This is a genomic window from Mesorhizobium sp. AR10, assembly GCF_024746795.1.
GTDB lineage: Bacteria > Pseudomonadota > Alphaproteobacteria > Rhizobiales > Rhizobiaceae > Mesorhizobium.
In genome coordinates this window covers 4,449,613-4,474,037 of record NZ_CP080524.1, presented here as the reverse complement: position 1 = coordinate 4,474,037, position 24,425 = coordinate 4,449,613, and the positions used below count along the sequence as shown (strand labels likewise).

The window sequence follows — 24,425 nt, the reverse complement described above, 5'->3', positions numbered from 1 at the left end:
ACAACTACAGAACCGGCACGGAACATGCCAGTCACAGCTTGGCGAGACGAAATGGCGCTCCGCAGGTGCCATGGCAAAACAGGATTTGTATCATCATGACGCAGACCGCGTTTCTCAATCCGACCCGTGTCACGGCAACGATCCAAACCGGCACGAAAGCCGGCGAACGCTTCCTGGTTCTCGATTCCTGGCGCGGCATCTGCGCACTGCTGGTCGCGGTGTTTCATTTTCCGACCAGCTCGGCGATTTCGCAAAGCGCCTTCGTCGGCTCGTCCTATCTCTTCGTCGATTTCTTCTTCGTGCTGTCCGGCTTCGTCATCGCCAGCAGCTACGCCAGCCGGTTGGACGAGCCCGATGAGTTCACCCGCTTCGCGCTGGTCCGCTTCGGCCGCATCTACCCGCTGCATCTCGTCATGCTGCTCGCCTTCGCCGCTTTCGAGACTCTGCGGCTGGTTCTGCCGCAATTGCACGGCACCGGGGCCGCGCCTTTCACCGGCGGCTTCGACCTCAAGAGCTTTCTCGCCAATCTGTTCCTGCTGCAAGGCATGGGTTTTGCGGACCATTTGAGCTGGAATGCGCCAAGCTGGAGCATTTCGGCCGAGTTCTTCGCCTATATGCTGTTTGCCGGCGTCGTCTTTGCCGCGGGCCAACGGGCCTGGATCTGGTTCGTTGCCGCGGCCGTCACCGCGCCGCTGTTCCTGCTTGCGGTCTCGACCCGTCATATGGACGTGTCCTTCGATTTCGGCTTCATCCGCTGCCTGTACGGTTTTTCGCTTGGTGCGCTGCTGGCGTGGTTTCAGCATGATTCCATTGCAGCGGCACGACAGGCGCTGGCCAGGGACGGCGCGCGAATGGCCTGGACGCTGGCCGAGGTCGTGATGGTCGTGGTGATTGTCCTGTTCGTCTCGCTGGCCGGCGACAACGACGCGGGGATCGCGGCGCCCTTCGTGTTCGCACTGGCGCTCTACCTCTTTGCCCATGAAGGCGGCTGGATCAGCGCCATGCTGCGCACCCCTGCCATGCTGACGCTCGGGGCGCTCTCCTATTCCATCTATATGGTCCACATCTTCGTGCAGGCGCGCATGATCAACGTCGCGGGCTTAATCGAGCGCAAGCTTGGGCTCGGGCTCATCGGCGACATCTGGCTGCGGGGCGACGACGTGACAGGTTTCGGCACCAGCTCACCATGGGTAGGGCTCGCCGCGATCGTCGCCATGCTGATCGCCACCATCGCTGCCTCGTGGTTCACCTGGCGCTTTGTCGAAATGCCGGCCATGGCCTGGTTCCGCCGGCTCTCCAAGCGCATCTGATCGCTCATTTCGCGTGAGCCGGTAGCCGGCTTCGTTCACCGGCCTGTCACGGGCATCGCCTATCCGGGTTGCGATCCGGCAAGGAGCGATTCTCGATGCGGACGATCTGGTTTAGCCTTCTGCTTTCCGCCGCGATGGCGGGCTCCGTCGGCCAGGCGGTGGCTGGCGAGACGCGCGCCAGGCAGATTCTCGACCGGTTCGAACACGCCAACCAATGGCGCGACCATGTGATGGTGGCCGCGCATCGCGCCGGCAGCATGCAGGCCGGCAAGACGCTCTATCCCGAGAACTCGATCGCCGCCGTGGAAGGCTCGATCGCCATGGGCGCCGAAATCGTTGAAGTGGACATCCGGCGCTCGCAGGACGGAGAATTCGTCGTCATGCATGACAGCTGGCTCGACCGCACCACGACCTGCAAGGGCGAGGTCGTCAAGCACACACTGGCGGAGCTCAGGACATGCAGGCTGGTGATCGAAGGCACAGGTGCTGTGTCAGGTGAAACGGTTTCGACGCTGCGCGAGATGCTGATGGCGACCAGGGACAGGATCCTCATCAACCTTGACAACAAGCTCGATGTGGAAAGCCTTGCCGGCATGATCGCGATCGCCCGGGATCTCGGCATGGCCGAGCAGGTCATCGTCAAGGAGAACCTGTGGAATCCGGCCAGGCTTGCCACAGTCAAGGCCGCCATGGATGCGATCGGCGGCGGCTTCCAGTTCATGCCGATCATCGCGGACGACGCGGTGCATGACGCCGGTTTCGCCGAGGAGGTCGGCAAGGCATTTTCGCCCGGCGCCATCGAGCTGATCCACTGGCGGGCGGGCGCCGAGACCCTGACCGAGACCGGCGGTCCGCTGTTCAGCACCCGCATGCGGGCGGTGTCGGTGAGGGGCGGCTGGCACATCTGGGCCGACACCTATGCCATCGTCAACAAGCCGGGCGGTTTCCTGTCCGGCGGCCGTGGCGACGAACTGGCGGTGCAGGCCAGTCTGCCCGCCGAGACCTACGGCTTCTGGGCCGAGCGCGGCGCCACCATCATCCAGACCGACGAGCCGAAAGCGGCGATCGGCTGGCTGGCAGCCAACGGTTTTCGGGTCCCCTATGCCGGGTCGGGCGAGCGCATCGAACCCGCGGCCACCGCCAGCATCAATTGATTTTCACCGTATTGTGCCTTGCAGCTATTCGTCGCGGCCAGTCTATCCTGACGCAATGGTGTCAGGACGAAGACGTTATCCATGGGCATGCCGAATACGATGGTTCTCAAGCACTCTCCCAACTTTCTCTATATAGCGACCATAGCCGCGACCAGCCTTGGTTTCGTGGTGGTGCAGCTTGACGTCTCGATCGTCAATGTCGCCCTCAACAAGATCGGCTCCGCACTGTCGATGGGCATCGGCGGCCTGCAATGGGTCGTCGATGCCTACACCCTTTCTTTCGCATCGTTGCTGCTGGCCGGCGGCGCGCTCGGCGACAGAATTGGCGCACGCAGCGTTTTCGTTGGTGGCATGGTACTTTTCAGCATCGCCTCGCTGGTTTGCGGGCTGGCGCAGGGCGCTTGGCTGTTGATCGCGGCGCGGGCCGTGCAAGGCGCGGGCGCTGCTTTGCTGATGCCGTGCTCTCTGGCGCTTCTCAATCGCGCCTATGCGTCCGACAAGGCGCGGCGAGCCCGCGCTGTTGGCCTGTGGACGGCAGCCGGCGGCATCGCGCTGTCGGCCGGACCAGTGCTCGGCGGGGTCATGGTCGCATCGCTCGGCTGGGCGAGCATCTTCCTGGTCAACCTGCCCATCGGGGCGCTCGCCATCTGGATGGCCTACCGGTTTCTTCAGGAAACGCCGCTGAAGGACGAGAAGCCGCCCATCGATTGGGCCGGGCAGGGGCTTGTCGTGTTGACGCTGTTCGCGCTGACTGGCGCCTTCATAGCGGCCGGGTCAACGGGCTGGACCTCGCCGCTGGTCATCGGCGGACTGGCGGTCGCCATCGTGGCCGGATCGGTTTTCCTGCTGGTCGAGAGCAGGGCAAAGGCGCCGATGTTTCCTCTCGACCTTTTTGTTCGCCGCGTGCCGGCGGTGACGAGCCTGGTTGGGCTTGCGGTGAACCTGGCGCTCTACGGCACGATCTTCATGCTCAGCCTCTATTTCCAGCAGGAAAGACACTACTCGCCGCAACAGACGGGGCTCGCCTTCCTGCCGTTCATGGCGGCGGTCACCGTGTCGAACGTCGTCGCCGGCCGTATCGCTGGCAAGTATGGGGCGCGGTTGCCTATGGCAATTGGCTTGTCCATCGGCGCCGCCGGTTTCGGCTTTATGGCGCTGATCCAGGCCGACACGTCCTATATGTCTTTGCTCTGGCGCCTGCTGTTTCTGCCGATCGGCATCGGGCTCGCGGTCCCCGCCATGACCACGGCATTGCTGTCGTCGGTGCCAACGGCGGTATCAGGCACTGCCTCGGGCATGCTCAACACTGTGCGGCAATCAGGCGGCGCGATCGGCGTGGCGCTGTTTGGTTCGGCGCTGGCGCTGGGCACGATCGACGGTATGCGACTTGCCTTTCTGGCATCCGCGCTTGCCGTGGCCGGCGCGGCGATCTGCGCGTTCGTGTTCATCCGGGACCGATCATTCTGCCGGTGGATAGCCATGTCCAGTGAAAAGGCCGCCCGAAGGCGGCCTTTGCTGATGAAGCTGCGTTGCGGTTCCTATGCCGTCAGGCGGCCATCGCCATGCCCTCCAGTTCCCTGAGCGCGTCCTGCGGCAGCTCGAGCTCGCCTGCGGCGAGGTTCTCCCGCAGATGGGCGACCGACGAGGTGCCGGGGATCAAAAGAATGTTGGGTGCGCGGCGGAGCAGCCAAGCCAGCGCGACCTGCATCGGCGTGGCGCCGAGGCGCTGGGCGACCGCGGACAAGGTGGACGACTGCAGCGGGTTGAAGCCACCCAGCGGAAAGAACGGCACATAGGCGATGCCGTCTCGGGCGAGTTCGTCGATCAGGGCATCGTCGTCCCGATGCGCGAGATTGTACTGGTTCTGCACGCAGACGATCTCGGCGATCCCGCGTCCCTCCGCAATCTGCGCGGGGGTGACGTTGCTCAGCCCGATGTGGCGCACCAGGCCCTGCCGCTGCAACTCGGCCAGGACGGCAAGCGGCGCTTCGATCGACCCTTCAGCCGGACCATGCGTATCGAACATGATGCGAAGGTTGACCACGTCGATCGCATCGAGCCCGAGATTGCGCAGATTGTCGTGGACCGCGCGTGTCAGGTCTTCAGGCGAGAAGGCCGGCAGCCATGAGCCATCGGCGCCGCGCCGGGCGCCGATCTTGGTGACAATGACGAGATCGTCGGGGTAGGGTGCGAGCGCCTCGTGGATGAGTCGGTTGGTGACGTGCGGGCCGTAGAAGTCGCTGGTGTCGATATGGTTGACGCCGCGCGAAACCGCCTCGCGCAGCACCGCCAACGCGGCGTCGTGGTCCTTGGGCGGCCCGAACACACCGGGGCCTGCGAGTTGCATGGCGCCATAGCCGAGCCGCTTCACTGTGTGGCTGCCGAGGGTGAACGTGCCGGGCTGCTGGATATTGGACATGAGTGATCTCCTTTGAGGAGACAAAGATAGGCGCTGCCCAACTTCGCGATAACCAGGTACAATCCACACAGGTTGTACCAAATGGCGAACAATGATGGATCTCGGTGATCTCAACGCCTTCGTGGCGGTGGCGCGCGCCAAGGGCTTTCGCGACGGCGCGCGCGCCAGCGGCGGCAGTGCCTCGGGCTTGAGCGAAGCAGTGCGTCGCCTGGAGGCACAGCTCGGTGTCCGACTGTTCAACAGGACGACCCGCAGCGTCGTGCTGACCGAGGCCGGCAGCGGGTTGCTTGAGCGGCTGGGCCCGGCGCTGGGCGAAGTCGAGGCTGCCCTCGATGTGGTCAACGGCTTTCGCGAAAGGCCGGCCGGCTCGTTGCGCCTCAATGTACCGATCAGCGCGGCGCGGCTGGTACTGCCCAGCATCGTTCCCCGGTTCCTGCTCGCCTACCCCGGCATCCGGCTGGAGGTGGTCACCGAGGAGAGCTTCGTCGACGTGCTTGCGGCTGGCTGCGACGCCGGCATCCGCTACGACGAGCGCTTGGAACAGGACATGATTGCCGTGCCGATCGGACCACGCTTCCAGCGTTTCACCACCTCCGCTTCGCCGGCCTACCTTGATCGCCATGGTCGGCCTCGACACCCCAGCGACTTGCTTGGCCACGCCTGTTTGCGCGGCCGCTTCCCCAGCGGGGTGATGAATTCGTGGGAATTCGAGCGTGACGGCGAGGTGGTACGGGTCGATCCTACGGGGCCACTGATCGTCGGGATCGGCGGGGGAGTCGATCTCGCCATCGATGCGGCGATCGCCGGCGTGGGCATTCTATGGCTGTTCGAGGACTGGCTGCGCCCGCATTTCGAGAGCGGTGCGCTTGAACCCGTGCTGGAGCCCTGGTGGCAGCGCTTCCCGGGACCATTCCTCTACTACCCCGGACGGCGTCTGGTGCCGGCGCCGCTCAGGGCGTTCATCGACTTCGTCAAGCAATCGGCTGATCAGGTCTGATATTCCGGCAGAAAGCTGTTTAGCGACCAAAGAAAAGGCCGCCCGAAGGCGGCCTTTTCGATCTTGGCAAGTCCTCGGCGTAGCGCTTCGAGAACTGGCCCCAAGCACTTCTTAGCGCTTGGAAAACTGGAAGCTGCGGCGTGCCTTCGCCTTGCCGTACTTTTTGCGCTCGACGACGCGGCTGTCGCGGGTCAGGAAGCCGCCCTTCTTGAGCACGGCGCGCAGCGTCGGCTCGTAATAGGTCAGCGCCTTGGAGATGCCGTGACGCACGGCGCCCGCCTGGCCGGAGAGGCCGCCGCCGACAACGGTGGCGACGATGTCGTACTGGCCGGCGCGGTTGGAGGCGATGATCGGCTGATTGAGGATCATCTGCAGGACCGGACGCGCGAAATAGGTCGCGAATTCCTTGTCGTTGACGATGATCTTGCCAGAACCAGGCTTAACCCAGACGCGGGCGATGGCGTTCTTGCGCTTGCCGGTGGCATAGGCGCGGCCCGACTTGTCGAGCTTCTGGACATGGACGGGAGCTGCCGGCTGGGTATTGGTGTTGCCGGTGGCAGTTCCGAGTTCTGCGAGCGAGGAAAGCTCAGCCATCTTATGCAACCTTCTTGTTCTTGGCGTTCAGCGCACCGACGTCGAGGATGACTGGCTGCTGGGCGACATGCGGATGCTCGGTGCCCGCGTAGACGCGGAGGTTCTTCATCTGGCGACGGCCGAGCGGGCCGCGCGGGATCATGCGTTCGACGGCCTTCTCGACGACACGCTCGGGGAAACGGCCCTCGAGCAGCTGGCGCGCGGTGCGCTCCTTGATGCCGCCGGGGTGTCCGGTGTGCCAGTAATAGACCTTGTCGGTGAATTTCTTGCCGGTGAACACCACCTTGTCGGCATTGATGACGATGACGTTGTCGCCGTCGTCGACATGCGGGGTGAAGGTGGGCTTGTGCTTGCCGCGAAGATGATTGGCGATGACAGTGGCGAGACGACCAACGACGAGACCCTCGGCGTCGATCAGCACCCACTTCTTCACCACATCCGCAGGCTTCTGCGAAAAGGTTGTCATGGACTCTGCTTTCGGTTCGGACCTTCCGGAGAAGGCGTTTCTTGTTGCTTGGATTGGCGACAAGCTTGCCCGCCGCCAATAACAAAACGGCGGCCTTTGCGGGCCGCTGCTTCGTGAGGACTTATAGGCGAGGGCGGGGGGTGCGTCAAGGCGTCGTGAAAGTGCTATGGTGCGTAAAATACAGCAAAACCAATGGTTTGATGAAAAGGTATTATTTTACCACATCCACTTGATGCCGCGTCAGGCCGGCTTGGTGTGTATCGAGATCAGATAACCTCCTTTGGCGAGCGCGTTGCGTATGTCCGGAAGCGTGACGATCGGTTCGTGACTGGACGGCGCGGGAACAGGCATATCTTCCGCCCACAATTGCAAAGCTTCCACCGCATTCGGCACGATGTCTTCAGCCTCGTCCGCAGCAGAAAAGCAGCCAGGAATGTCGGGAAATCGGATGCCGAACGCGCTGTCGGGATCTTTATCGACCAATGCGAAATAGTTCTTCATTGCGGTCTCCGGGACGCTTCGGGTCGTCAGTGTTAGGAAAACACTCGCTTCGGCGGGATCGAATAGGTGCCGGTGGCGTGCGCCACCGTCTGTCCCTCCGGTCCGGCGACGATATCGATGTCGAACACCATCAGGTTCTTGCCGAGCTTCAGGATGCGGCAGTGGCCGTCGATTGGTCCCGCCTCGGCCTTGCGGACGAAATTGATGTTGAGGTTGGTGGTCACCGAAAGCGCATCCGGCCCGGCATGCGAGAGCACGCAGACATAGCCGCCTATGTCGGCCAGTGTGAACAGCGACGGGCCTGACACGGTGCCGCCGGGGCGCAAATGCCGCTCATCGGCGTTTAGCCGTACAGTGCAGCCGCCGGGAAACACGTCGATCGCCTGATAGACGGTGAACTGGTCGTTGAGCTGCGGGTAGACGGTTGCCATCAGCGCATTGACTTGCGCCGCGGTCAGCACCGGTTTGAGATTGCTTTGGGCAGGCATGTCGGTCCTTGCTGGGGCGGCGGCATCGCGCAGGCAGGTTTGCAGAACTGCCTGGGCCAATAGTTGCGCTTGAGAAAACACGTCTCGTGGCTTTTCTTCAATCGGCAGCGTGCTAGTTCTTTTGTTCCATGGCTCGCCATTCCGCTGCGGCGGGCCGACAAAGAGGTTTATGAAACGTGGCCGAAATCGTCGCCATCAAGCCGGCTGTTGCCGAAGGTCCGGTTGTCGCCAGGCTGGACAAGGGCGTCCTGCGCCTGACACTGGCCAATCCGCCCGCCAATGCCCTGTCGCTTTCGGTGATGGCGGCACTGACCGCGGAACTCGACCGCGCCAAGGTCGACAAATCCGTGCGCGTCATCGTCCTGGCTGCGGCCGGAAAAGTGTTCTGCGCCGGCCACGACCTCAAGGAGATGACTGCGCGCCGCGCTGACGCGGATAAGGGCAAGGCATTCTTCGAGACAACGTTTTCCGCTTGCGCAGCACTCATGCAGGTCATCGTGCGCCACCCGAAGCCGGTCATCGCCGAGGTCGATGGTTTGGCCACCGCCGCCGGGCTGCAACTGGTCGCCAGCTGCGACCTCGCCATTGCCTCGCATGAGGCGACCTTTTGCACGCCGGGCGTCAACATCGGCCTGTTCTGCTCGACGCCGATGGTAGCGTTGTCGCGCAACGTCTCGCGCAAGCACGCGATGGAGATGCTGTTGACCGGCGAGACAATCGATGCGGCAACGGCCAAGGAATTCGGCCTGGTCAATCGGGTGGTGCCGCGCGAATACCTGAATCAGATCGTCACCAAATACGCGCAAACCATTGCTTCAAAATCATCTTTGGTCGTCAAGACCGGCAAGGAAGCCTTCTACGCGCAGGCCGAAATGGGGCTGGCTGACGCCTATGCCCATACTGGCCGCGTCATGGTCGAGAACATGCTGGCGCGCGATGCGGAGGAAGGCATCGGCGCCTTCATCGGCAAACGCAAACCGGAATGGACGGAGGAATAGACGTGGAGCCGCGCATCTCCATCATCACCATCGCCACCGAGGATCTTGATCGCGCCGTGCGCTTCTACGAGGGAATGGGCCTCACGCGCCATGCCGCGATCACCGACGGAGTCGCCTTCTTCCAGATGGGCAGCGTCATTCTGGGCCTGTTTCCGCGCCACAGCGCCGAAGAGGATTCGGGCATTGCCTTCGCCGAGGCGCCGTCGGCAGTCTACCTCGCCTACAACACCCGTTCGGACGCTGAAGTCGATGAAGTGCTTGCGATGGCCGAGAAGGCCGGTGGTCGTATCGTCAAGCCGGCCGGCCGCGCCTTCTGGGGCGGCTGGTATGGTTACTTCGCCGATGCGGACGGACATGTCTGGGAAGTGGCGCACAATCCGGCCTTTCCCATCGCGGAAGACGGATCGATTTCGCTGCCGGGCTGATGGCCTATCGCAAGCAACTGACGCGGCTGAAGGCGCCCTATCTCAAGCGCATCCTGCTTGAGCCGACACGGGTCGCGGACTGGGAAAAATATCCCTGGAACCTGTCGCTCTTCCGCGGCCAAGAGTTCGAACTCGAATTCACCACGCCGATCACCATCATCGTCGGCGAGAACGGTACCGGCAAATCGACGTTGCTGGAGGCGATCGGCGCTCTGGCCGGTTATGACGAGGCCGGCGGCGGCAAGGGCTACATGCCCATCGACCATTCTCGTGCCATCGACAAGAGCGGCGCGGCACTGGCCGACACATTGCGCGGCCACTGGCTGCCGAAGGTCACCGCCGGCTGGTTCTTTCGCGCCGAGTCCTTTTACTCCGTCGCTCGCTATCTCGATCAGGCGGCGCTGGAGTCCGGTGGGGCTCCACCGGATTTCCTGTCCTGGTCGCATGGCGAGGGTTTCATCCGCTTCTTCGAGGAGCGCTGCAGCCGGCAAGGCATCTACATCCTCGACGAACCCGAAAGCGCCTTGTCACCGACGCGCCAGATCGAACTGCTCAAGATGTTGCGGCGGATGGACCGGTCCGGCACGGCGCAAGTGATCATGGCGACACATTCGCCACTGCTGATGGCCTGTCCCGGCGCGCGGTTGTTTCGCATCGGCCGGTTCGGGCTCCAACCGACCGATTTCAGCGATACCGATCATTTCCGCATGATGCGTAATTTCTGCAACGATCCGGATGGTTTTCTCGCCGAGGCGTTGTATGAGGACGATGCATGAATCACGACACCTACGACAATGCCTATATCACCGGCATCCTCAATTCGGTGAAGACCATCGCCATGGTCGGCGCATCGGCCAACGATGTGCGGCCGAGCTATTTCGTGCTGAAATATCTGCTGGGCAAGGGATTTTTTGTGTTTCCGATCAACCCCGGCCAGGCCGGCAAGGAAATCCTCGGCCGGATGACCTATGCAAGGCTTGCCGACATTCCGGAGCCGATCGACATGGTCGACGTCTTTCGCGGGGCGGCAGCAGTCCCCGGCATCGTCGACGACGTGTTGCGGCTCGACCCGCTGCCGAAAGTCATCTGGATGCAGCTTGGCGTACGCCATGACGAGGCGGCTGCGCGCGCCGAAGCCATCGGCATCAAGGTGGTGATGAACCGCTGTCCGAAGATCGAATATGGCAAGCTGTCGGGCGAGATCGGCTGGACCGGAGTCAATTCCGGTGTGCTGTCGTCGAAAAAGCCGCTGATGCGGCCGGGATTCCAGAGCTTCGGCGTTCGCCAAAAATAGGCGAAATATTATTCTGGGAAGAGATGGATTTTCTGGCGCGTTCATCGCGGATCGTCCGCCGAAAGGAATTTTCTTCTTTGCATTCGCGCCCGGGCTTCGCCAAGAATGCCCGGCGATTTCAAAAGTTCGAGAGGGAGGTTTTCGATGACCCGCACGCCTGGTTTCAACACTCTGGCCGTCCATGCCGGCGCCAAGCCGGATCCGGCCACCGGCGCGCGTGCCACGCCGATCTACCAGACGACCTCCTTTGTTTTCGACGATGCCGACCATGCCGCCTCGCTGTTCGGGCTGAAGGCCTTCGGCAACATCTATACCCGCATCATGAATCCGACGCAGGCAGTGCTGGAGGAGCGCATCGCCGCACTCGAAGGCGGCACGGCGGCTCTGGCCGTCGCCTCCGGCCATGCCGCACAGGTGTTGGTATTCCACAATCTGATGCAGCCAGGCGATAATTTCGTCGCTGCGACAAGGCTTTACGGCGGCTCGATCAACCAGTTTGGCCATGCCTTCAAGAATTTCGGCTGGGAGGTGCGCTGGGCTGACACCAACGATATCTCGACCTTCGAAAGCCAGATCGACGACAGGACAAAGGCGATCTTCATCGAGAGCCTGGCAAATCCCGGCGGCGTCTTCGTCGACATCGAGAAGATCGGTGACATCGCCCGCAAACACGGTCTGCCGCTGATCGTCGACAACACGCTGGCCTCGCCCTATCTGGTGCGGCCGATCGAGCATGGCGCCGACATCGTCGTGCATTCGCTGACCAAGTTCATCGGCGGCCATGGCAATTCGATCGGCGGCGCCATTGTCGACGGCGGCACCTTCGACTGGTCGAAGTCGGGCAAGTACCCGATGCTGTCGGAGCCGCGCCCCGAATATGGCGGCATTGTCCTGCACGAAACCTTCGGCAATTTCGCCTTCGCCATTGCCGCGCGTGTGCTCGGCCTGCGCGACATCGGCCCGGCGATTTCGCCGTTCAATGCGTTCCTGATCCTGACCGGTCTCGAAACCTTGCCACTGCGTATGCAGCGCCACTGCGACAATGCGGTGACCGTCGCTGGCTGGCTCTCCAATCATCCGAAGGTTGCCTGGGTGTCCTATCCAGGCCTGCCCAGCGACAATAACAATGCGCTGCAGAAGAAATACTCGCCGCTTGGCGCGGGTGCGGTGTTCACCTTCGGTCTGAAGGGCGGCTATGCGGCCGGCATCAAGTTCGTCGAGGCGCTGGAATTGTTCTCCCACCTTGCCAATGTCGGCGACACCAAGTCACTGGTCATCCACCCGGCGTCGACCACGCACCGTCAGCTTTCCGACGAGCAGAAGGTCACAGCCGGGGCGGGACCTGACACGGTCAGGCTTTCCGTCGGCATCGAAGATGTCAACGACATCGTCGCCGATCTGGAACAGGCCCTCGCCAAGGTCTGATCCCTGGCAAGCAAGGAGCGTCCATGACCGCGCCGAATTTTCTCTTCGTCGGTATCGATGGTGTCGAACCGGAACTTGGTGCGCCGGCGCCGGATCGGCTGATTGCAGGCGATCCGAAGTTCCGTACCTGGAATGTCGAGGAACGCGACGGCGGGCTCTATGCCGGCATCTGGGAAGCCACGCCGGGCAAATGGCGCATCGAATATGACGAGTGGGAGTTTTGCCACATCCTGTCAGGTGTCTCGGTGATCACAGACGAGGGCGGCGAGGCCCGCACCGTCAGGACCGGCGACAGCTTTGTGCTCAGGCCCGGCTTCAGGGGCAGTTGGGAAGTGCTTGAAACGACTCGCAAGGAATATGTGATCAAGCTCTGAAAGCCAGATCTCACAGAAGCTGATCGATGTGGGCATCGGAAAACCCGTAGCCGCGCATCATCTCCCGATGCCAGGCGCTTCCTAGCAAATCATTGAGGCATGCATCGACGCGCTGGCGCAGGGCCGTTTTGCCCTTGGCGAGAGCGAAAGCCGGCGGCCGGCTGTTTTTCGGCTGTCGGAACATCGACGACTGCAAGAAGCGCATCGGGTCGCCGGCTCAGATAGCCGCGATGGGCCAGGGCGACACTCGCATAGGCATGAACCACGCCGGCAGCGACGGCCTCCGCCGCCTCCGCTTGCGTGGCGAGTATCCTTATCCGCTCGGGCGGAACGCCATTTTGCAAGGCTGTCTGATGTTGAACCTGGCCTGATATGACGCCGATCAAGGCTGCCTGGTCGCCGGCGATGGAACGATAGCCCCGGATTTCGCGCGGATTGCCTTTGGCAACCAGCAACCCGTCCTGCAGCACCCAGATCGGCCGCGTGAAGTCGACAAGCTTCTTGCGTTCGTCCGAAATGAACAGACCGGTGGTCATATCCCACCGGCCTTCGACCAATCCGGGAAGCAATTTGGCGAATTCGGTCTCGATGGGCGAAAACGCTTCCAGCCCCAGCGCCTGGTAGACCTTTTGCGCGAGTGTGGCGTCGCAACCTGAGAGATTTCCGGATGCGTCGGTAAAACAGAAGGGCGGCTCCTGCAAAAAAGCGAATGTCATCGTTTCGGTCATGCCGTCCCAGCCCTGCAATAGGCCATCGTTGAATTCTGTCCGCGCCTATCTGGCCGGAAACAGGCCGAGGCACGCTTCAGAAACCTTGTCGTGAGCCGTCAGCAGTTCGGCATCCTGGGCATCGATATCGGCATCGGAAATCTCGTTGCGATAATACTGCGCCAGAAGATCCAGCCCTGTCTGCGTGACGCCATGGGTCGGCATTTCACGGGCAAGGCAGCCACAAAGCCCGAGCGCGCGGTCCGGCGAGCCGATCTTGCGGTTGGTCAGGATGAAATCCTGGCCGGGGCAGGCTTCGACAAAGCCAGCGAAATCGAGCTTCTCTTGTGGCTGGTCGCCATGGTTGAAGTAGGCCGGTTGCCACTGGCTCTTGCCGCTGGCGACATCGCAGCCGGTCGCCACGTCCTGCGCGTTCTTGATCACGGCCTGCCAGGCTTTCTCCTTGTCGCCTGTGGGATAGTCGAAGTTCTCGCCCAAATAGGCGGCATACTGGTCGAGGTCTGCCTGCGTGAAGCCGATCGCCTGAAAGCGGTTGAACTGGCACTGGCATTCGCTGGCCACCCGTTCGGCCTCGCCCTCTTCTGGCTGTTCGTTCGACTTGCTTTTCTGACAGGCAGCGATGAAGGAACCACCGTCGAGCGACGTAGCGGGGAAGGTCGACACTTCAGCATAGCGGTCGCCCGTCCAGCCAAACAGCTTCTGGTCGAGTTGCAGGTCGATGAAGTCGTTCCGTTTGAAAGCGGCGAGCCTGATCCTGTCTGGAGGCGTGAGCCTTGCACCTGGAATATCGCCGAGAACCTCGCGGTAGCTGTCGCCTTCCAGCACGAAAAGGAAAAGCCCGCACGTCACCCCGTCGCAGGCCGGATCTGTGACATAGACGTAGATTTCGGAGAATCCGTCGAGGTTGAAATCGACCTCATACGCCCAGAACCTGTCTGCGGGCACAGGCGCGCCAGTCTGGCGTTCGAGCAGACCGCCTGCCAGCGCGCGGGCCACGGCATCGCTGTTTTCCTGCTGGATGTTTTGTTGCTGAGCGAACGCGCCGGCGGTGCTACCGCATGCCAGTGCCAGGGCGAACGCCGCCGCCCGCATCGAAAACCATCTCATGTCGCAGCCCCAGGCTCGCCCTTTCAAAAACTGACGGCGAGCGTTTCCAGCCCATGGAAATGATAAGTGTCGCGGAAGCGCGGCTGTTCGGCAAGATGCAGTCGCGGCTGCCGCATGAACAGGGTCTTCAGCGACACCTGCAATTCGAGCCGGGCGAGCGGCGCACCGATGCAGAAATGGATACCGGCGCCGAACGACACGTTCTTTTGGTCCGTTCGGTCAGGCCTGAACGCGGAGGGCTCGGCAAAGGCAAGCGGGTCATGATTGGCCATGCCGAGCAGCAATGCGATCTTTTCGCCGGGTTTCAGGACAATCCCGGGTCCAACCTCGATCTCGTCATAGGCATAGCGTAGGAACATATGCAGTGGGGCATCGAAACGCAGGCACTCCTCGACTGTTGCCGCGGTCGCTTCCGGCGATGTGAAGAAGCGGTTGGGGTCACCGCCTTGCGCGAGAATCGAGCGCACGGCATTGCCGGTCTGGTGGACGGTCGCTTCATGGCCGGCGTTAAGCAGCAGGATGGCGGAGGACACCAGTTCGTCCTCCGAGAGTTTTTGGCCATCCTCCTGTGCCGAGATCAGCAGCGACAACAGATCCTCGCCGGGATTTTTGCGCCGTACAGTGACATAGCTGCGCAGGAAATCGGAAAAATCGCGGGCGGCGCGATTGGCCGTCTCCTCCGTCTCGCGCGTGCGGCCATGCATGTACATGGCAACCATCTGATGCGACCAGTCGAGCAATTGCGGCCCCATCTCGACCGGCACGCCCAGCATCTCGGCAATGATGGTGATCGGCAAGGAAGCCGCGAAAGCCGGCAGCAGATCGACCTGGCCCTTTTCGAAACGATCGATCAATTCGTTGGCGAGCGCCTCGACACGCGGCCGCAGCCGCTCGACCTGGCGCGAGACAAAAGCGCGGTTGACCAGTGTTCGGAGTCTGGTGTGCACCGGCGGCTCGAGCTCCAGCATCGAATGGCCTCGATACCGTCGAAGGCGCTGAGATGCGTGCGGTCCTGACCGATGCCGCGGCTGTCGGGGATTCCGGCCGGGTTCTGGCGGCCGAAGCGGCGGTCGCGCAACAGCCTGTTGACGTCGTCGAAGCCGCCAAAGCACCAGAAGCCGAACTCTTCCCAGAAGAAGGCGTTCGATATGCCGTGCATGAAGGCATAGGCCTCATAGGGGTTCTGGAAAAAAGCCGGCTCATGTGGGTCCAGTCGCACATGGCGGCGGACTGGATCAAACACCAGGTAAGGTGGCGGGATCAAATTGGTCATCCTGGATCATTAGCGCGGCTTGCCAGAGAGGCGCCAGACCGTATGTTGGCGCCCGATTGCCCAATGAGTTGAGCCAGCCGACGCGGCTGCGGAAAGACGGTTTTGATGAATGTGATCGTGGTCGGTGCGGGCATTGCGGGGCTTTCGACGGCGTGGTCGCTGGTCAAGGCCGGGCACCTTGTCTCGATCGTCGAGCAAGGTCCGATCCCCAATCCGCTTGCTGCCTCGGGCGATCATCACCGTGTCATCCGCCGCGCCTACCGGGCTGGAACTGGCTATGGCCGGCTGATCACCGAAGCCTATGAGGCATGGGACGAGATGTGGGCCGATCTTGGCGAAAGCCATCTCGATGCGCGCGGGTTCCTCTGCATTTCACGTGAGCCGGGAGACGAGGCCGAGGAATACCGCCAAGGCTTGGAGGAAGGGAACTATCCGTTTGACCTGCTGGAGCCGGATGCTGCCGTCGAGCGCTGGCCTTTCCTGGAGACTGGTTCGTTCCGCTATGCCTATTTTTCGACGGAGGGCGGCGCGCTGCATTGCCGCAAGATTGCGGCGGGGCTGGCAAAATGGCTGCGCGCCAACGGCGCCAATGTCTACGAAAACAGCAGGGTGATCGAGGTCGACGCCGAGGCCGGGCGCATCGTGCTTGAGAGCGGTGAGACGATGCAGGCCGACCGCATCGTCGTCACTGCCGGCGCCTGGGTGCTGAAGTTGTTTCCGGAACTGGGCGGCGAATTGAAGACTTTTCGCACGGCGCTCGCCTATGTCGAACCGCCGGCCGACCTGAAAGCGGCATGGCAGACCGCACCGGTGATCCTTGATATCGGCGGCACGGTCGACGGCTATGTGATCCCGCCCTCCGGCGGCGCCGGCATGAAATTCGGCTCAGGGTTGCACAGGGTGCCGACCAGCGACGCCGACTGGAACCGCCAGCCGGTGCCAGGTGAGGGCGAGGCGATCCGCGACCTGTTCTCACCGCCGATCGCCCGCATCGCCGAATATGAGGTGACCGAGGTCGTCACCTGCGCCTACACCTTCACCGACGACGAGAAGTTCTTCGTGCATGAGAAGGGCAAGTGCCTGATCGTCTCGGCCTGTTCCGGCCATGGCTACAAGTTCGGCGCGGCGGTGGGGCGGCGCGTCGCAGCTTGCATCGGCAACAGCGATGTCGGCGGCCTCAACAAGTGGCTGCGGGCCGAGGTGGTCTGAGAGCGGCTCTAATACCGGCAGTGCCTCGGAATATGCACGCGCCGCCAGTCGGTTGAGCCTTCCCGGACCAGCACCCGGCGCGCCACCGTCTGGTAGGAGGCGGGAACGTCGATGATGTGCCGTTGCTCGGGCTGCACGACAAGCTCTTCGGCGATGCTCTCATACTCGGCCGGATGCACCACGCGCCGCCGGCGTTCCTGTTGCACCACCATTGTTTCGGCCACGCGTTCATAACGCGCTCGGTGCCTGATCTTGCACAGCACCCTGCGGCCATGGATGATGCGCCATTCCCAGGAATAGCCGCCGTCATCGACCCTCACCGTGCGATAGATGGTGCGGGTGATGGCAGGCACGATCTCGTAGCTGACGCGCGCCGGCGCGATCTGCACCACCCGCTCGCGCGTTCCATAGATGGCTGCAATGGTGTGCACCTGCTGGCCGGCCGGACTGACGAGCACGTTTTCGTAGACGGTTTCGTAAGTGGCGGGAGTGTTGACCGGTTCGTAGCATTCGACGGCGCGGCCGCCCGCAGCCGTTTCGGACACCGTGCCCAGAACAGTCAGCGCGGCGATGGCGAAGGAAGACGTTTTCCTGAACATCGTAACTCCCCCTGTTTTGGACTTCAAACGCAAGCTCAACGGTGAATTGTAGGGGAAGCCGGGCCGGCGAAAAGCGGATTCGCCGGATTTCGTTAAGCGACGCGGTTAAGAAACTCCTACACAGCAACGACCGCTCGACGGGGTGGCAGCGACGATGATAAGGCATCGGACAGATACTTGCGCCGCAACCTTGATTTGACTTAACCGGATGGCTAGGCCGGTCGGCCTTGCGCAAGGGTGAGCCGGCATCCTATTTACAAGAACAACGATCCAGAACCGATTCTGCCCGACTTGCTAACATCGCCCGGCGCCGGAATCCCACCTTCAGTAAGGGATAGTCCATGAAGAACCCCGTCGAAACCTACATGAACCTCGTTCCGATGGTGGTCGAACAGACCAATCGCGGCGAGCGGGCCTACGACATTTTCTCGCGATTGCTGAAAGAGCGCATCATTTTCATCACCGGTCCGGTCGAGGACGGCATGGCGACGCTGGTCTGCGCGCAGCTCCTGTTCCTCGAGGCGGAGAATCCGAAGAAGGAAATCAACCTCTACATCAATTCTCCGGGTGGCGTGGTCACCTCCGGCATGGCGATTTACGACACCATGCAGTTCATCAAGCCGGCGGTATCGACGCTGTGCATCGGCCAGGCGGCCTCGATGGGCTCGCTGTTGCTTTGCGCCGGCCACAAGGACATGCGCTTTGCCACGCCGAATGCCCGCATCATGGTTCACCAGCCTTCCGGCGGCTTCCAGGGCCAGGCTTCCGACATCGAGCGCCATGCCCAGGACATCATCAAGCTGAAGCGCCGTCTCAACGAGGTCTACGTCAAGCACACCGGCAAAACCTACGAGGAAATCGAGAAAACGCTCGACCGCGACCACTTCATGACCTCCGACGAAGCCAGGGATTTCGGTCTCATCGACAAGGTCATTTCGTCGCGCGAGCCGGTCGAAGGTGTTGCCGCATAAGCGCCAAGTGGCAGTTGGATGGCGGTATCCCGGATCGCGGAAGGGCGTATCCAGCGCTTTTGGCGCGGCTTGCGGCATTTCGGCCACAATTGGCTGTTCCCTCGACGGCTACGATTGCCTACGTTAAGGCTATGTTGAGTTTCGACGGCTTAGCGTTGGGTGGGGTTGTTGCGAATCATTGCGACGTTTTCTGATTTGTGTTTCGTACGGAATGCGTTGTGTGAGCTGGGACACTGGCGGCGGCGAATTCCCGCGATATATTGAATATGCGCCCTTTCAGCCAGACCATCGGCGGGCGGCTATGAAAGGACATGAAAATGAGCAAGGTCGGCAACAATAGCGGTGATTCCAAGAACACGCTTTATTGCTCGTTTTGCGGCAAAAGCCAGCACGAAGTGCGCAAGCTGATCGCCGGTCCGACGGTCTTCATCTGCGACGAATGCGTCGAGCTGTGTATGGACATCATCCGCGAGGAGAACAAGACCTCGATGGTGAAGTCTCGCGAAGGCGTGCCGACACCGCAGGAGATCCTCAAGGTTCTCGACGACTATGTCATCGGCCAGCCCTACGCCAAGCGCGTGCTGTCGGTGGCCGTCCACAACCACTACAAGCGCCTCGCGCATGCCGGCAAGAACAACGACGTCGAGCTGGCCAAGTCCAACATTTTGCTGATCGGCCCGACGGGTTGCGGCAAGACGCTGCTGGCGCAGACGCTGGCCCGCATCATCGACGTGCCGTTCACCATGGCGGACGCCACGACGCTGACCGAAGCCGGTTATGTCGGCGAGGACGTCGAAAACATCATCCTGAAGCTGCTTCAGTCGGCCGACTACAATGTCGAGCGCGCCCAGCGCGGCATCGTCTACATCGATGAGATCGACAAGATTTCGCGCAAGTCGGACAACCCCTCGATCACCCGCGACGTGTCGGGCGAGGGCGTGCAGCAGGCTTTGCTGAAGATCATGGAAGGCACGGTTGCCTCCGTGCCGCCGCAGGGCGGCAGGAAGCATCCGCAGCAGGAGTTCCTGCAGGTCGACACCGCCAACATCCTGTTTATCTGCGGCGGCGCTTTCGCCGGGCTGGACAAGATCATCTCGGATCGCGGCAGAAAGACCTCGATCGGCTTCGGCGCCATCGTCGCTTCGCCCGAGGATCGCCGCACCGGCGATGTTTTCCGCCTGGTCGAGCCCGAAGATCTGTTGAAATTCGGTCTCATTCCCGAATTTGTCGGCCGTCTGCCGGTCCTGGCGACGCTGGAGGACCTCGACGAGCCGGCGCTGATCCAGATCCTGACCGAGCCGAAGAACGCGCTGGTCAAGCAGTATCAGCGGCTGTTCGAGATGGAAAACGTCGACCTGACCTTCCACGAGAATGCGCTGTCGGCGATTGCCAAGCGCGCCATCGAGCGCAAGACCGGCGCTCGCGGCCTGCGTTCGATCATGGAAGCGATCCTGCTCGACACGATGTTCGAGCTTCCGGCGCTGGAAGGCGTGCGCGAAGTGGTTATTTCAGAAGAGGTGGTTACCGGCAGCGCCCGGCCGCTCTACATCTACTCCGAGCAGAAGGAAAAGAAGGGCAACGTCAGCGCCTGACGTGAGCCGGCAGTGGATTTTTTGAAACGGCGCCGCAGGGCGCCGTTTTGCTGTTGCACCCCATCTTTGCTGTTGCGGATGGACCGCGTCGAGAGAAATGGATTGGATGAACGGATCGTGATGACCCTTGATCTTTGGCCCTCGTGCATCCAACTAACAAAAGAAGGCCGAGGGGCCGAATTCTGTGCTGTAAAACTCCCGTCACAAACGGTGGTAGGCGGAACGGCCCTTGGTCGTTAATATAAGATTCGCGGTTGGCCTATTGGTGGCCGCGACATGAAAGGTTGGACAATGGCCAAAGTATCCAAGGCTCCCAGCGACGGCGTTTTCGCAGTCCTCCCGCTGCGCGACATCGTGGTGTTCCCGCACATGATCGTTCCGCTCTTCGTCGGGCGTGAGAAATCGATCAAGGCGCTGGAAGAGGTGATGGGTCAGGAAAAGCAGATCCTGCTTGCCACCCAGATGAATGCCGCCGATGACGATCCCGAGCCCGGTGCCATCTTTGACATCGGCACACTCGCCAACGTGCTGCAATTGCTGAAACTGCCGGACGGCACCGTCAAGGTGCTGGTCGAAGGTGCCACGCGCGCGAAAATCGTCTCGTTCACCGACCGTCCCGACTTCCACGAGGCCCACGCCGCGGCGCTGGTCGAGCCGGAGGAAGAAGAGGTCGAGGTCGAGGCGCTGGCGCGTTCCGTCGTCACCGACTTCGAGAACTACGTCAAGCTGAACAAGAAGATCTCGCCCGAAGTGGTGGGTGCCGCCAGCCAGATCGACGACTATTCCAAGCTCGCCGATACGGTCGCGTCGCACCTTGCCATCAAGATCCCCGAGAAGCAGGAAATGCTGGCCACGCTCTCGGTCAAGGAGCGGCTGGAAAAGGCGATGGGCTTCATGGAAGCCGAAATCTCCGTCCTGCAGGTGGAGAAGCGCATCCGCTCGCGCGTCAAGCGCCAGATGGAGAAGACGCAGCGCGAATACTACCTCAACGAGCAGATGAAGGCGATCCAGAAGGAGCTCGGCGAGGGCGAGGACGGCCGCGACGAGGCCGCCGAGATCGAGGCGCGCATCAAGAAGACAAAGCTCTCCAAGGAGGCCCGCGAAAAGGCGGAAGCCGAACTGAAGAAGCTGCGGACGATGTCGCCGATGTCGGCTGAATCGACCGTCGTGCGCAACTATCTCGACTGGATCCTGTCGATACCGTGGGGCAAGAACTCCAAGGTCAAGCAGGACCTGTCCTTCGCGCAGAACGTGCTCGACACCGACCATTTCGGCCTCGACAAGGTCAAGGACCGCATCGTCGAGTATCTCGCCGTGCAGAGCCGCCAGAAGAAGCTGAAGGGGCCGATCCTGTGCCTCGTCGGTCCTCCCGGCGTCGGCAAGACCTCGCTCGGCAAGTCGATCGCCAAGGCAACCGGCCGTGAGTTCATCCGCATGGCGCTGGGCGGCGTGCGCGACGAGGCCGAGATCCGTGGCCACCGGCGCACCTATATCGGCTCGATGCCCGGCAAGGTCATCCAGTCGATGAAGAAGGCGAAGAAGTCCAATCCGCTCTTCCTGCTCGATGAAATCGACAAGATGGGCCAGGATTTCCGCGGCGATCCGTCGTCGGCGCTGCTCGAGGTGCTCGATCCCGAGCAGAACTCGACGTTCATGGACCACTATCTCGAGGTCGAATACGACCTGTCGAGCGTGATGTTCGTGACGACGGCGAACACGTTGAACATCCCTGCGCCCTTGATGGACCGCATGGAGATCATCCGTATCGCCGGCTATACCGAGGACGAGAAGATCGAGATCGCCAAGCGTCACCTGATGCCTAAGGTGACCCGCGACCACGCGCTTCAGCCGAAGGAATTCTCCGTCGGCGAGGACGCCATCCGCGGCATCATCCAGACCTATACTCGTGAAGCGGGCGTCAGAAGCCTGGAGCGCGAGCTGATGAAGCTCGGCCGCAAGGCGGTGACAGAGATCCTGAAGACCAAGAAGAAGACGGTCAACATCACGGCGGAAAATCTCGCCGATTACCTTGGTGTTCCGCGCTTCCGCTTCGGTCAGGTCGAGGCTGACGATCAGGTCGGCGTCGTTACCGGTCTCGCCTGGACGGAAGTCGGCGGCGAGCTGCTGACGGTCGAAGGCGTGATGATGCCCGGCAAGGGCCGCATGACGGTGACCGGCAATCTGCGCGACGTGATGAAGGAATCGATCTCGGCGGCGGCGTCCTATGTCCGCTCGCGGGCCGTCGATTTCGGCATCGAGCCGCCGCTGTTCGACAAGCGCGACATCCACGTCCACGTACCCGAGGGCGCAACGCCCAAGGACGGACCGTCGGCTGGCGTGGCGATGGCCACGGCGATCGTCTCCATCCTGACCGGCATTCCGGTCAAGGCGGATGTGGCGATGACCGGCGAGATCACGCTGCGCGGCAGGGTGCTGCCGATCGGCGGCCTCAAGGAAAAGCTGCTTGCCGCACTTCGCGGCGGCATCAAGAAGGTGCTGATCCCGGAAGATAACGCCAAGGATCTGGCGGAGATTCCGGACAATGTGAAGAACGGCATGGAGATCATTCCGGTCTCACGGGTCGGCGAGGTGCTGCGCCACGCGCTGGTGCGTATGCCGGACCCGATCGAGTGGGTCGAGCCGGTCAATCCGCCGGCCTCGGCTGACAACGGGGATGATGCCGGAAAGACGCTTGCGCATTAGAGCGCCGCGCGTCCTCTTGGACGCGCAAAGGACGCTCTAACGCTTGGAGTCGATGCATGATCCTTTACGAAAACCGAAACCGGTTTTCGGGGTCATGCATCAGATTTTGCTGATGTTGCAGCGCACAAAGAGAGAGCCGGGCCTTGAGCCCGGCTTTTTCATGTGAAAAACCCAGCATTTCCGGGCTTTTTCTGCTTTTTTTCCTGCTTTTCGACTTGGTTGCCGGAACGCTTCTTTCTAAAGTCCGTTTCCTGCCGGATGAGTCGTGTGGTTCCGGTTTTCTCATGGAAGGGAAGTTTTATGAACAAGAACGAACTGGTGTCCGCTGTCGCCGATTCCGCAAGCATGTCGAAGGGCGACGCGCAGTCGGCGGTCGATGCGGTGTTTTCCGTGATCACTGGCGAACTGAAGAAGGGCGGCGATGTCCGGCTTGTCGGCTTCGGAAATTTCACCGTGTCAAAGCGCGCTGCGTCGACCGGCCGCAACCCGCAGACCGGCGCCGAAGTGAAGATTCCGGCGCGCACCGTGCCGAAGTTCTCGGCCGGCAAGGGCCTCAAGGACGCGGTCAACTAAGACCTTTTTCTTTTCAGAGATCAGAAAAGCCGGGCTTGCCCGGCTTTTCTTTTTTGTGTCACGCCAATGCTGCTGCGCTTTCGAAAGGAGGCAGCGGCCTTTATGCCGTCGGTGCGTCGGCGTGCATCAACCCTTCCTTCCTAAGATCGGCCCACAGCGCGGGTGGCAGCTTTGCATCGAGCAGCGAGCGGTTGCTTTCGACTTCGCTCGCGCGCTGGCCGCCGGGGATCACCGAGACGACCGAAGGGTGCAGCAGCGGAAACTGCAGCGCTGCCTCGATCAGGCGCACGCTATGGCGCTTGCAGACGGCCTCGATGGCGGCAACACGATTGAGGATATCCTGCGGCGCCTCGGAGTAGTTGTAGTAGGCGCCAGGCTTGGGCCCAGTTGCCAGGATGCCTGAATTGTATGGTCCGCCAAGAACGATGCCGATGCCGCGCGCCTGGCAGAGCGGCAGGAAGGTTTCCAGTGCCTCCTGCTCCAGCAGCGTATAACGCCCCGCAAGCAGGAAGAGGTCGAAGTCGCCGCGCTCGACCAGCGTCTGGCAAACCTGCCATTCGTTGATGCCGCCGCCGAAGGCCTTGATCACGCCCTGGTCGCGCAGCGAAAGCAGCCCATAATAGCCGGAGGCCATGAACTCCTCGATGCGCTGGTCCGAGGCTTCCTTGCTGCCATGCGTGAAGATGTCGACGTCATGCACGAAGAGGATGTCGATGCGGTCGACGCCGAGCCGTTCCAGCGACGCTTCGAAGGAGCGCATGACGCCGTCATAGCTGTAGTCATAGACTTCGCGGCGCGACGGCGTGTCGAAGAATTTGCCGATGCCGGTGCGCTGTTCGGGCGGGCAGGCGCGCATGATGCGCCCGACTTTGCTCGACAGCACATAGTCGTCGCGGCTTTTCGAGCGCAGGAATGGATTGAGCCGCGTTTCCGACAGGCCGAGCCCGTAGAGCGGCGCGGTGTCGTAGTAACGGCAGCCGACCTGCCAAGCGGCCTCCAGCGTGGCGTTGGCGTCCTCATCGGAGACGGCGCGGTAGAGGTTTCCGAGTGGCGCCGTGCCGAAGCCGAGTTCCGTGAACGCGATGCCGCCATTGCCGATGCGGTCGAAATGCCGTGTCTTCATATGCTGCCGAATTCCTAGGTTGATTTGTCTGACATGACACTTATCACACCCGTGGCACAGCAAAAGCATCGAGGGCCGTTGGACACGGATTTTCGCAGTGAT

Annotated in this window: 24 protein-coding genes and 1 pseudogene; 15 read left to right on the top strand and 10 right to left on the bottom strand. The window is 61.9% G+C overall.

The genetic code is table 11. The features are described 5' to 3' along the window. The first annotated feature begins 95 nt into the window (after positions 1 to 95). From LHFGNBLO_RS25275 to LHFGNBLO_RS25265, 3 genes are all read left to right on the top strand, one after another. Positions 96 to 1,310, top strand: coding sequence for an acyltransferase family protein (locus LHFGNBLO_RS25275; protein WP_258602021.1), 1,215 nt, complete (start codon positions 96 to 98; stop codon positions 1,308 to 1,310). 95 nt (positions 1,311 to 1,405) lie between these two features. Beyond that, positions 1,406 to 2,464 (top strand): glycerophosphodiester phosphodiesterase family protein, encoded by a 1,059-nt coding sequence (locus LHFGNBLO_RS25270; RefSeq protein WP_258602020.1) that lies wholly within the window; start codon positions 1,406 to 1,408, stop codon positions 2,462 to 2,464. Between the two features lie 81 nt (positions 2,465 to 2,545). Beyond that, positions 2,546 to 4,045, top strand: coding sequence for an MFS transporter (locus LHFGNBLO_RS25265; RefSeq protein WP_258602019.1), 1,500 nt, complete (start codon positions 2,546 to 2,548; stop codon positions 4,043 to 4,045). Here LHFGNBLO_RS25265 and LHFGNBLO_RS25260 read toward each other — a convergent pair. Next, on the bottom strand, positions 4,011 to 4,883 hold the full coding sequence (locus LHFGNBLO_RS25260) for an aldo/keto reductase family oxidoreductase (protein WP_258602018.1): 873 nt from the start codon (positions 4,881 to 4,883) through the stop codon (positions 4,011 to 4,013). The two genes, LHFGNBLO_RS25265 and LHFGNBLO_RS25260, sit on opposite strands and share 35 nt — an antisense overlap. Positions 4,884 to 4,974: 91 nt before the next feature. On the opposite strand from LHFGNBLO_RS25260, the gene LHFGNBLO_RS25255 reads away from it, so the two are divergent. Beyond that, positions 4,975 to 5,880 (top strand): LysR family transcriptional regulator, encoded by a 906-nt coding sequence (locus tag LHFGNBLO_RS25255; protein ID WP_258602017.1) that lies wholly within the window; start codon positions 4,975 to 4,977, stop codon positions 5,878 to 5,880. Between the two features lie 111 nt (positions 5,881 to 5,991). Here LHFGNBLO_RS25255 and rpsI read toward each other — a convergent pair whose 3' ends face one another. The 4 genes from rpsI to LHFGNBLO_RS25235 form a co-directional block, all read right to left on the bottom strand. Next, entirely contained in the window at positions 5,992 to 6,474 is a 483-nt protein-coding gene (rpsI, locus tag LHFGNBLO_RS25250) for a 30S ribosomal protein S9 (protein ID WP_142868034.1), read from the bottom strand. A gap of 1 nt (position 6,475) precedes the next feature. Next, positions 6,476 to 6,940, bottom strand: coding sequence for a 50S ribosomal protein L13 (rplM, locus tag LHFGNBLO_RS25245; RefSeq protein ID WP_258602016.1), 465 nt, complete (start codon positions 6,938 to 6,940; stop codon positions 6,476 to 6,478). Between the two features lie 240 nt (positions 6,941 to 7,180). Then, positions 7,181 to 7,441, bottom strand: a complete 261-nt coding sequence (locus tag LHFGNBLO_RS25240) for a type II toxin-antitoxin system HicB family antitoxin (RefSeq protein ID WP_258602015.1) — start codon at positions 7,439 to 7,441, stop codon at positions 7,181 to 7,183. A 32-nt stretch (positions 7,442 to 7,473) separates the two neighbouring features. Then, a complete protein-coding gene (locus LHFGNBLO_RS25235) occupies positions 7,474 to 7,929 on the bottom strand; it encodes a PaaI family thioesterase (protein ID WP_258602014.1) in 456 nt (151 codons plus the stop codon). A 176-nt stretch (positions 7,930 to 8,105) separates the two neighbouring features. On the opposite strand from LHFGNBLO_RS25235, the gene LHFGNBLO_RS25230 reads away from it, so the two are divergent. From LHFGNBLO_RS25230 to LHFGNBLO_RS25205, 6 genes are all read left to right on the top strand, one after another. Next, entirely contained in the window at positions 8,106 to 8,927 is an 822-nt protein-coding gene (locus LHFGNBLO_RS25230; RefSeq protein ID WP_258602013.1) for an enoyl-CoA hydratase, read from the top strand. Between the two features lie 2 nt (positions 8,928 to 8,929). Further along, positions 8,930 to 9,352, top strand: coding sequence for a VOC family protein (locus LHFGNBLO_RS25225; RefSeq protein ID WP_258602012.1), 423 nt, complete (start codon positions 8,930 to 8,932; stop codon positions 9,350 to 9,352). Further along, complete coding sequence (locus LHFGNBLO_RS25220) at positions 9,352 to 10,128, top strand: AAA family ATPase (protein ID WP_258602011.1); 777 nt, start codon at positions 9,352 to 9,354, stop codon at positions 10,126 to 10,128. The genes LHFGNBLO_RS25225 and LHFGNBLO_RS25220 overlap by 1 nt, the downstream gene beginning before the upstream one ends. Further along, entirely contained in the window at positions 10,125 to 10,646 is a 522-nt protein-coding gene (locus tag LHFGNBLO_RS25215; RefSeq protein WP_258602010.1) for a CoA-binding protein, read from the top strand. Before LHFGNBLO_RS25220 ends, LHFGNBLO_RS25215 begins: the two co-directional genes overlap by 4 nt. A gap of 144 nt (positions 10,647 to 10,790) precedes the next feature. Then, the gene (locus LHFGNBLO_RS25210; protein ID WP_258602009.1) at positions 10,791 to 12,071 is read left to right on the top strand and encodes an O-acetylhomoserine aminocarboxypropyltransferase; all 1,281 of its coding nucleotides are present in this window, start codon (positions 10,791 to 10,793) and stop codon (positions 12,069 to 12,071) included. A 23-nt stretch (positions 12,072 to 12,094) separates the two neighbouring features. Then, on the top strand, positions 12,095 to 12,445 hold the full coding sequence (locus LHFGNBLO_RS25205; protein ID WP_258602008.1) for a cupin domain-containing protein: 351 nt from the start codon (positions 12,095 to 12,097) through the stop codon (positions 12,443 to 12,445). 89 nt (positions 12,446 to 12,534) lie between these two features. Here the strand turns inward: LHFGNBLO_RS25205 and LHFGNBLO_RS25200 are convergent, their stop codons facing one another. The 3 genes and pseudogenes from LHFGNBLO_RS25200 to LHFGNBLO_RS25190 form a co-directional block, all read right to left on the bottom strand. Then, positions 12,535 to 13,161 (bottom strand): transporter substrate-binding domain-containing protein, encoded by a 627-nt coding sequence (locus LHFGNBLO_RS25200; RefSeq protein WP_258602007.1) that lies wholly within the window; start codon positions 13,159 to 13,161, stop codon positions 12,535 to 12,537. Between the two features lie 57 nt (positions 13,162 to 13,218). Continuing rightward, positions 13,219 to 14,280, bottom strand: coding sequence for a hypothetical protein (locus LHFGNBLO_RS25195; RefSeq protein ID WP_258602006.1), 1,062 nt, complete (start codon positions 14,278 to 14,280; stop codon positions 13,219 to 13,221). A gap of 23 nt (positions 14,281 to 14,303) precedes the next feature. Beyond that, positions 14,304 to 15,553, bottom strand: a pseudogene (locus LHFGNBLO_RS25190) (cytochrome P450). 105 nt (positions 15,554 to 15,658) lie between these two features. Here LHFGNBLO_RS25190 and LHFGNBLO_RS25185 point away from each other — a divergent pair. Further along, positions 15,659 to 16,762, top strand: coding sequence for an NAD(P)/FAD-dependent oxidoreductase (locus LHFGNBLO_RS25185; protein WP_258602005.1), 1,104 nt, complete (start codon positions 15,659 to 15,661; stop codon positions 16,760 to 16,762). Positions 16,763 to 16,770: 8 nt separating this feature from the next. On the opposite strand, the gene LHFGNBLO_RS25180 is transcribed toward LHFGNBLO_RS25185, so the two are convergent. Then, a complete protein-coding gene (locus tag LHFGNBLO_RS25180) occupies positions 16,771 to 17,361 on the bottom strand; it encodes a hypothetical protein (RefSeq protein WP_258602004.1) in 591 nt (196 codons plus the stop codon). A 341-nt stretch (positions 17,362 to 17,702) separates the two neighbouring features. Here LHFGNBLO_RS25180 and LHFGNBLO_RS25175 point away from each other — a divergent pair, with 341 nt between their 5' ends. The 4 genes from LHFGNBLO_RS25175 to LHFGNBLO_RS25160 all read left to right on the top strand — a co-directional run bounded on the left by LHFGNBLO_RS25175 (position 17,703) and on the right by LHFGNBLO_RS25160 (position 23,200). Then, on the top strand, positions 17,703 to 18,332 hold the full coding sequence (locus tag LHFGNBLO_RS25175) for an ATP-dependent Clp protease proteolytic subunit (protein ID WP_258602003.1): 630 nt from the start codon (positions 17,703 to 17,705) through the stop codon (positions 18,330 to 18,332). 317 nt (positions 18,333 to 18,649) lie between these two features. Beyond that, positions 18,650 to 19,924, top strand: coding sequence for an ATP-dependent Clp protease ATP-binding subunit ClpX (gene clpX / locus LHFGNBLO_RS25170; RefSeq protein WP_023759839.1), 1,275 nt, complete (start codon positions 18,650 to 18,652; stop codon positions 19,922 to 19,924). Between the two features lie 291 nt (positions 19,925 to 20,215). Continuing rightward, positions 20,216 to 22,627: an endopeptidase La gene (gene lon, locus LHFGNBLO_RS25165; RefSeq protein ID WP_258602002.1), complete on the top strand. Its 2,412-nt coding sequence runs from the start codon at positions 20,216 to 20,218 to the stop codon at positions 22,625 to 22,627. Between the two features lie 300 nt (positions 22,628 to 22,927). Next, complete coding sequence (locus tag LHFGNBLO_RS25160; RefSeq protein WP_258602001.1) at positions 22,928 to 23,200, top strand: HU family DNA-binding protein; 273 nt, start codon at positions 22,928 to 22,930, stop codon at positions 23,198 to 23,200. Between the two features lie 100 nt (positions 23,201 to 23,300). Here the strand turns inward: LHFGNBLO_RS25160 and LHFGNBLO_RS25155 are convergent, their stop codons facing one another. Beyond that, the gene (locus LHFGNBLO_RS25155; RefSeq protein ID WP_258602000.1) at positions 23,301 to 24,323 is read right to left on the bottom strand and encodes an aldo/keto reductase; all 1,023 of its coding nucleotides are present in this window, start codon (positions 24,321 to 24,323) and stop codon (positions 23,301 to 23,303) included. Positions 24,324 to 24,425: the final 102 nt, after the last annotated feature.

Excerpts from the sequence above, each read along its gene's own strand:
- LHFGNBLO_RS25275 (WP_258602021.1), top strand. The coding sequence starts at position 96 with ATGACGCAGACCGCGTTTCTCAATCCGACCCGTGTCACGGCAACGATC.
- LHFGNBLO_RS25270 (WP_258602020.1), top strand. The coding sequence starts at position 1,406 with ATGCGGACGATCTGGTTTAGCCTTCTGCTTTCCGCCGCGATGGCGGGC.
- LHFGNBLO_RS25265 (WP_258602019.1), top strand. The coding sequence starts at position 2,546 with ATGGGCATGCCGAATACGATGGTTCTCAAGCACTCTCCCAACTTTCTC.
- LHFGNBLO_RS25260 (WP_258602018.1), bottom strand. The coding sequence starts at position 4,883 with ATGTCCAATATCCAGCAGCCCGGCACGTTCACCCTCGGCAGCCACACA.
- LHFGNBLO_RS25255 (WP_258602017.1), top strand. The coding sequence starts at position 4,975 with ATGATGGATCTCGGTGATCTCAACGCCTTCGTGGCGGTGGCGCGCGCC.
- rpsI (WP_142868034.1), bottom strand. The coding sequence starts at position 6,474 with ATGGCTGAGCTTTCCTCGCTCGCAGAACTCGGAACTGCCACCGGCAAC.
- rplM (WP_258602016.1), bottom strand. The coding sequence starts at position 6,940 with ATGACAACCTTTTCGCAGAAGCCTGCGGATGTGGTGAAGAAGTGGGTG.
- LHFGNBLO_RS25240 (WP_258602015.1), bottom strand. The coding sequence starts at position 7,441 with ATGAAGAACTATTTCGCATTGGTCGATAAAGATCCCGACAGCGCGTTC.
- LHFGNBLO_RS25235 (WP_258602014.1), bottom strand. The coding sequence starts at position 7,929 with ATGCCTGCCCAAAGCAATCTCAAACCGGTGCTGACCGCGGCGCAAGTC.
- LHFGNBLO_RS25220 (WP_258602011.1), top strand. The coding sequence starts at position 9,352 with ATGGCCTATCGCAAGCAACTGACGCGGCTGAAGGCGCCCTATCTCAAG.
- LHFGNBLO_RS25215 (WP_258602010.1), top strand. The coding sequence starts at position 10,125 with ATGAATCACGACACCTACGACAATGCCTATATCACCGGCATCCTCAAT.
- LHFGNBLO_RS25210 (WP_258602009.1), top strand. The coding sequence starts at position 10,791 with ATGACCCGCACGCCTGGTTTCAACACTCTGGCCGTCCATGCCGGCGCC.
- LHFGNBLO_RS25205 (WP_258602008.1), top strand. The coding sequence starts at position 12,095 with ATGACCGCGCCGAATTTTCTCTTCGTCGGTATCGATGGTGTCGAACCG.
- LHFGNBLO_RS25200 (WP_258602007.1), bottom strand. The coding sequence starts at position 13,161 with ATGACATTCGCTTTTTTGCAGGAGCCGCCCTTCTGTTTTACCGACGCA.
- LHFGNBLO_RS25195 (WP_258602006.1), bottom strand. The coding sequence starts at position 14,280 with ATGAGATGGTTTTCGATGCGGGCGGCGGCGTTCGCCCTGGCACTGGCA.
- LHFGNBLO_RS25185 (WP_258602005.1), top strand. The coding sequence starts at position 15,659 with ATGAATGTGATCGTGGTCGGTGCGGGCATTGCGGGGCTTTCGACGGCG.
- LHFGNBLO_RS25180 (WP_258602004.1), bottom strand. The coding sequence starts at position 17,361 with ATGTTCAGGAAAACGTCTTCCTTCGCCATCGCCGCGCTGACTGTTCTG.
- LHFGNBLO_RS25175 (WP_258602003.1), top strand. The coding sequence starts at position 17,703 with ATGAAGAACCCCGTCGAAACCTACATGAACCTCGTTCCGATGGTGGTC.
- clpX (WP_023759839.1), top strand. The coding sequence starts at position 18,650 with ATGAGCAAGGTCGGCAACAATAGCGGTGATTCCAAGAACACGCTTTAT.
- lon (WP_258602002.1), top strand. The coding sequence starts at position 20,216 with ATGGCCAAAGTATCCAAGGCTCCCAGCGACGGCGTTTTCGCAGTCCTC.
- LHFGNBLO_RS25160 (WP_258602001.1), top strand. The coding sequence starts at position 22,928 with ATGAACAAGAACGAACTGGTGTCCGCTGTCGCCGATTCCGCAAGCATG.
- LHFGNBLO_RS25155 (WP_258602000.1), bottom strand. The coding sequence starts at position 24,323 with ATGAAGACACGGCATTTCGACCGCATCGGCAATGGCGGCATCGCGTTC.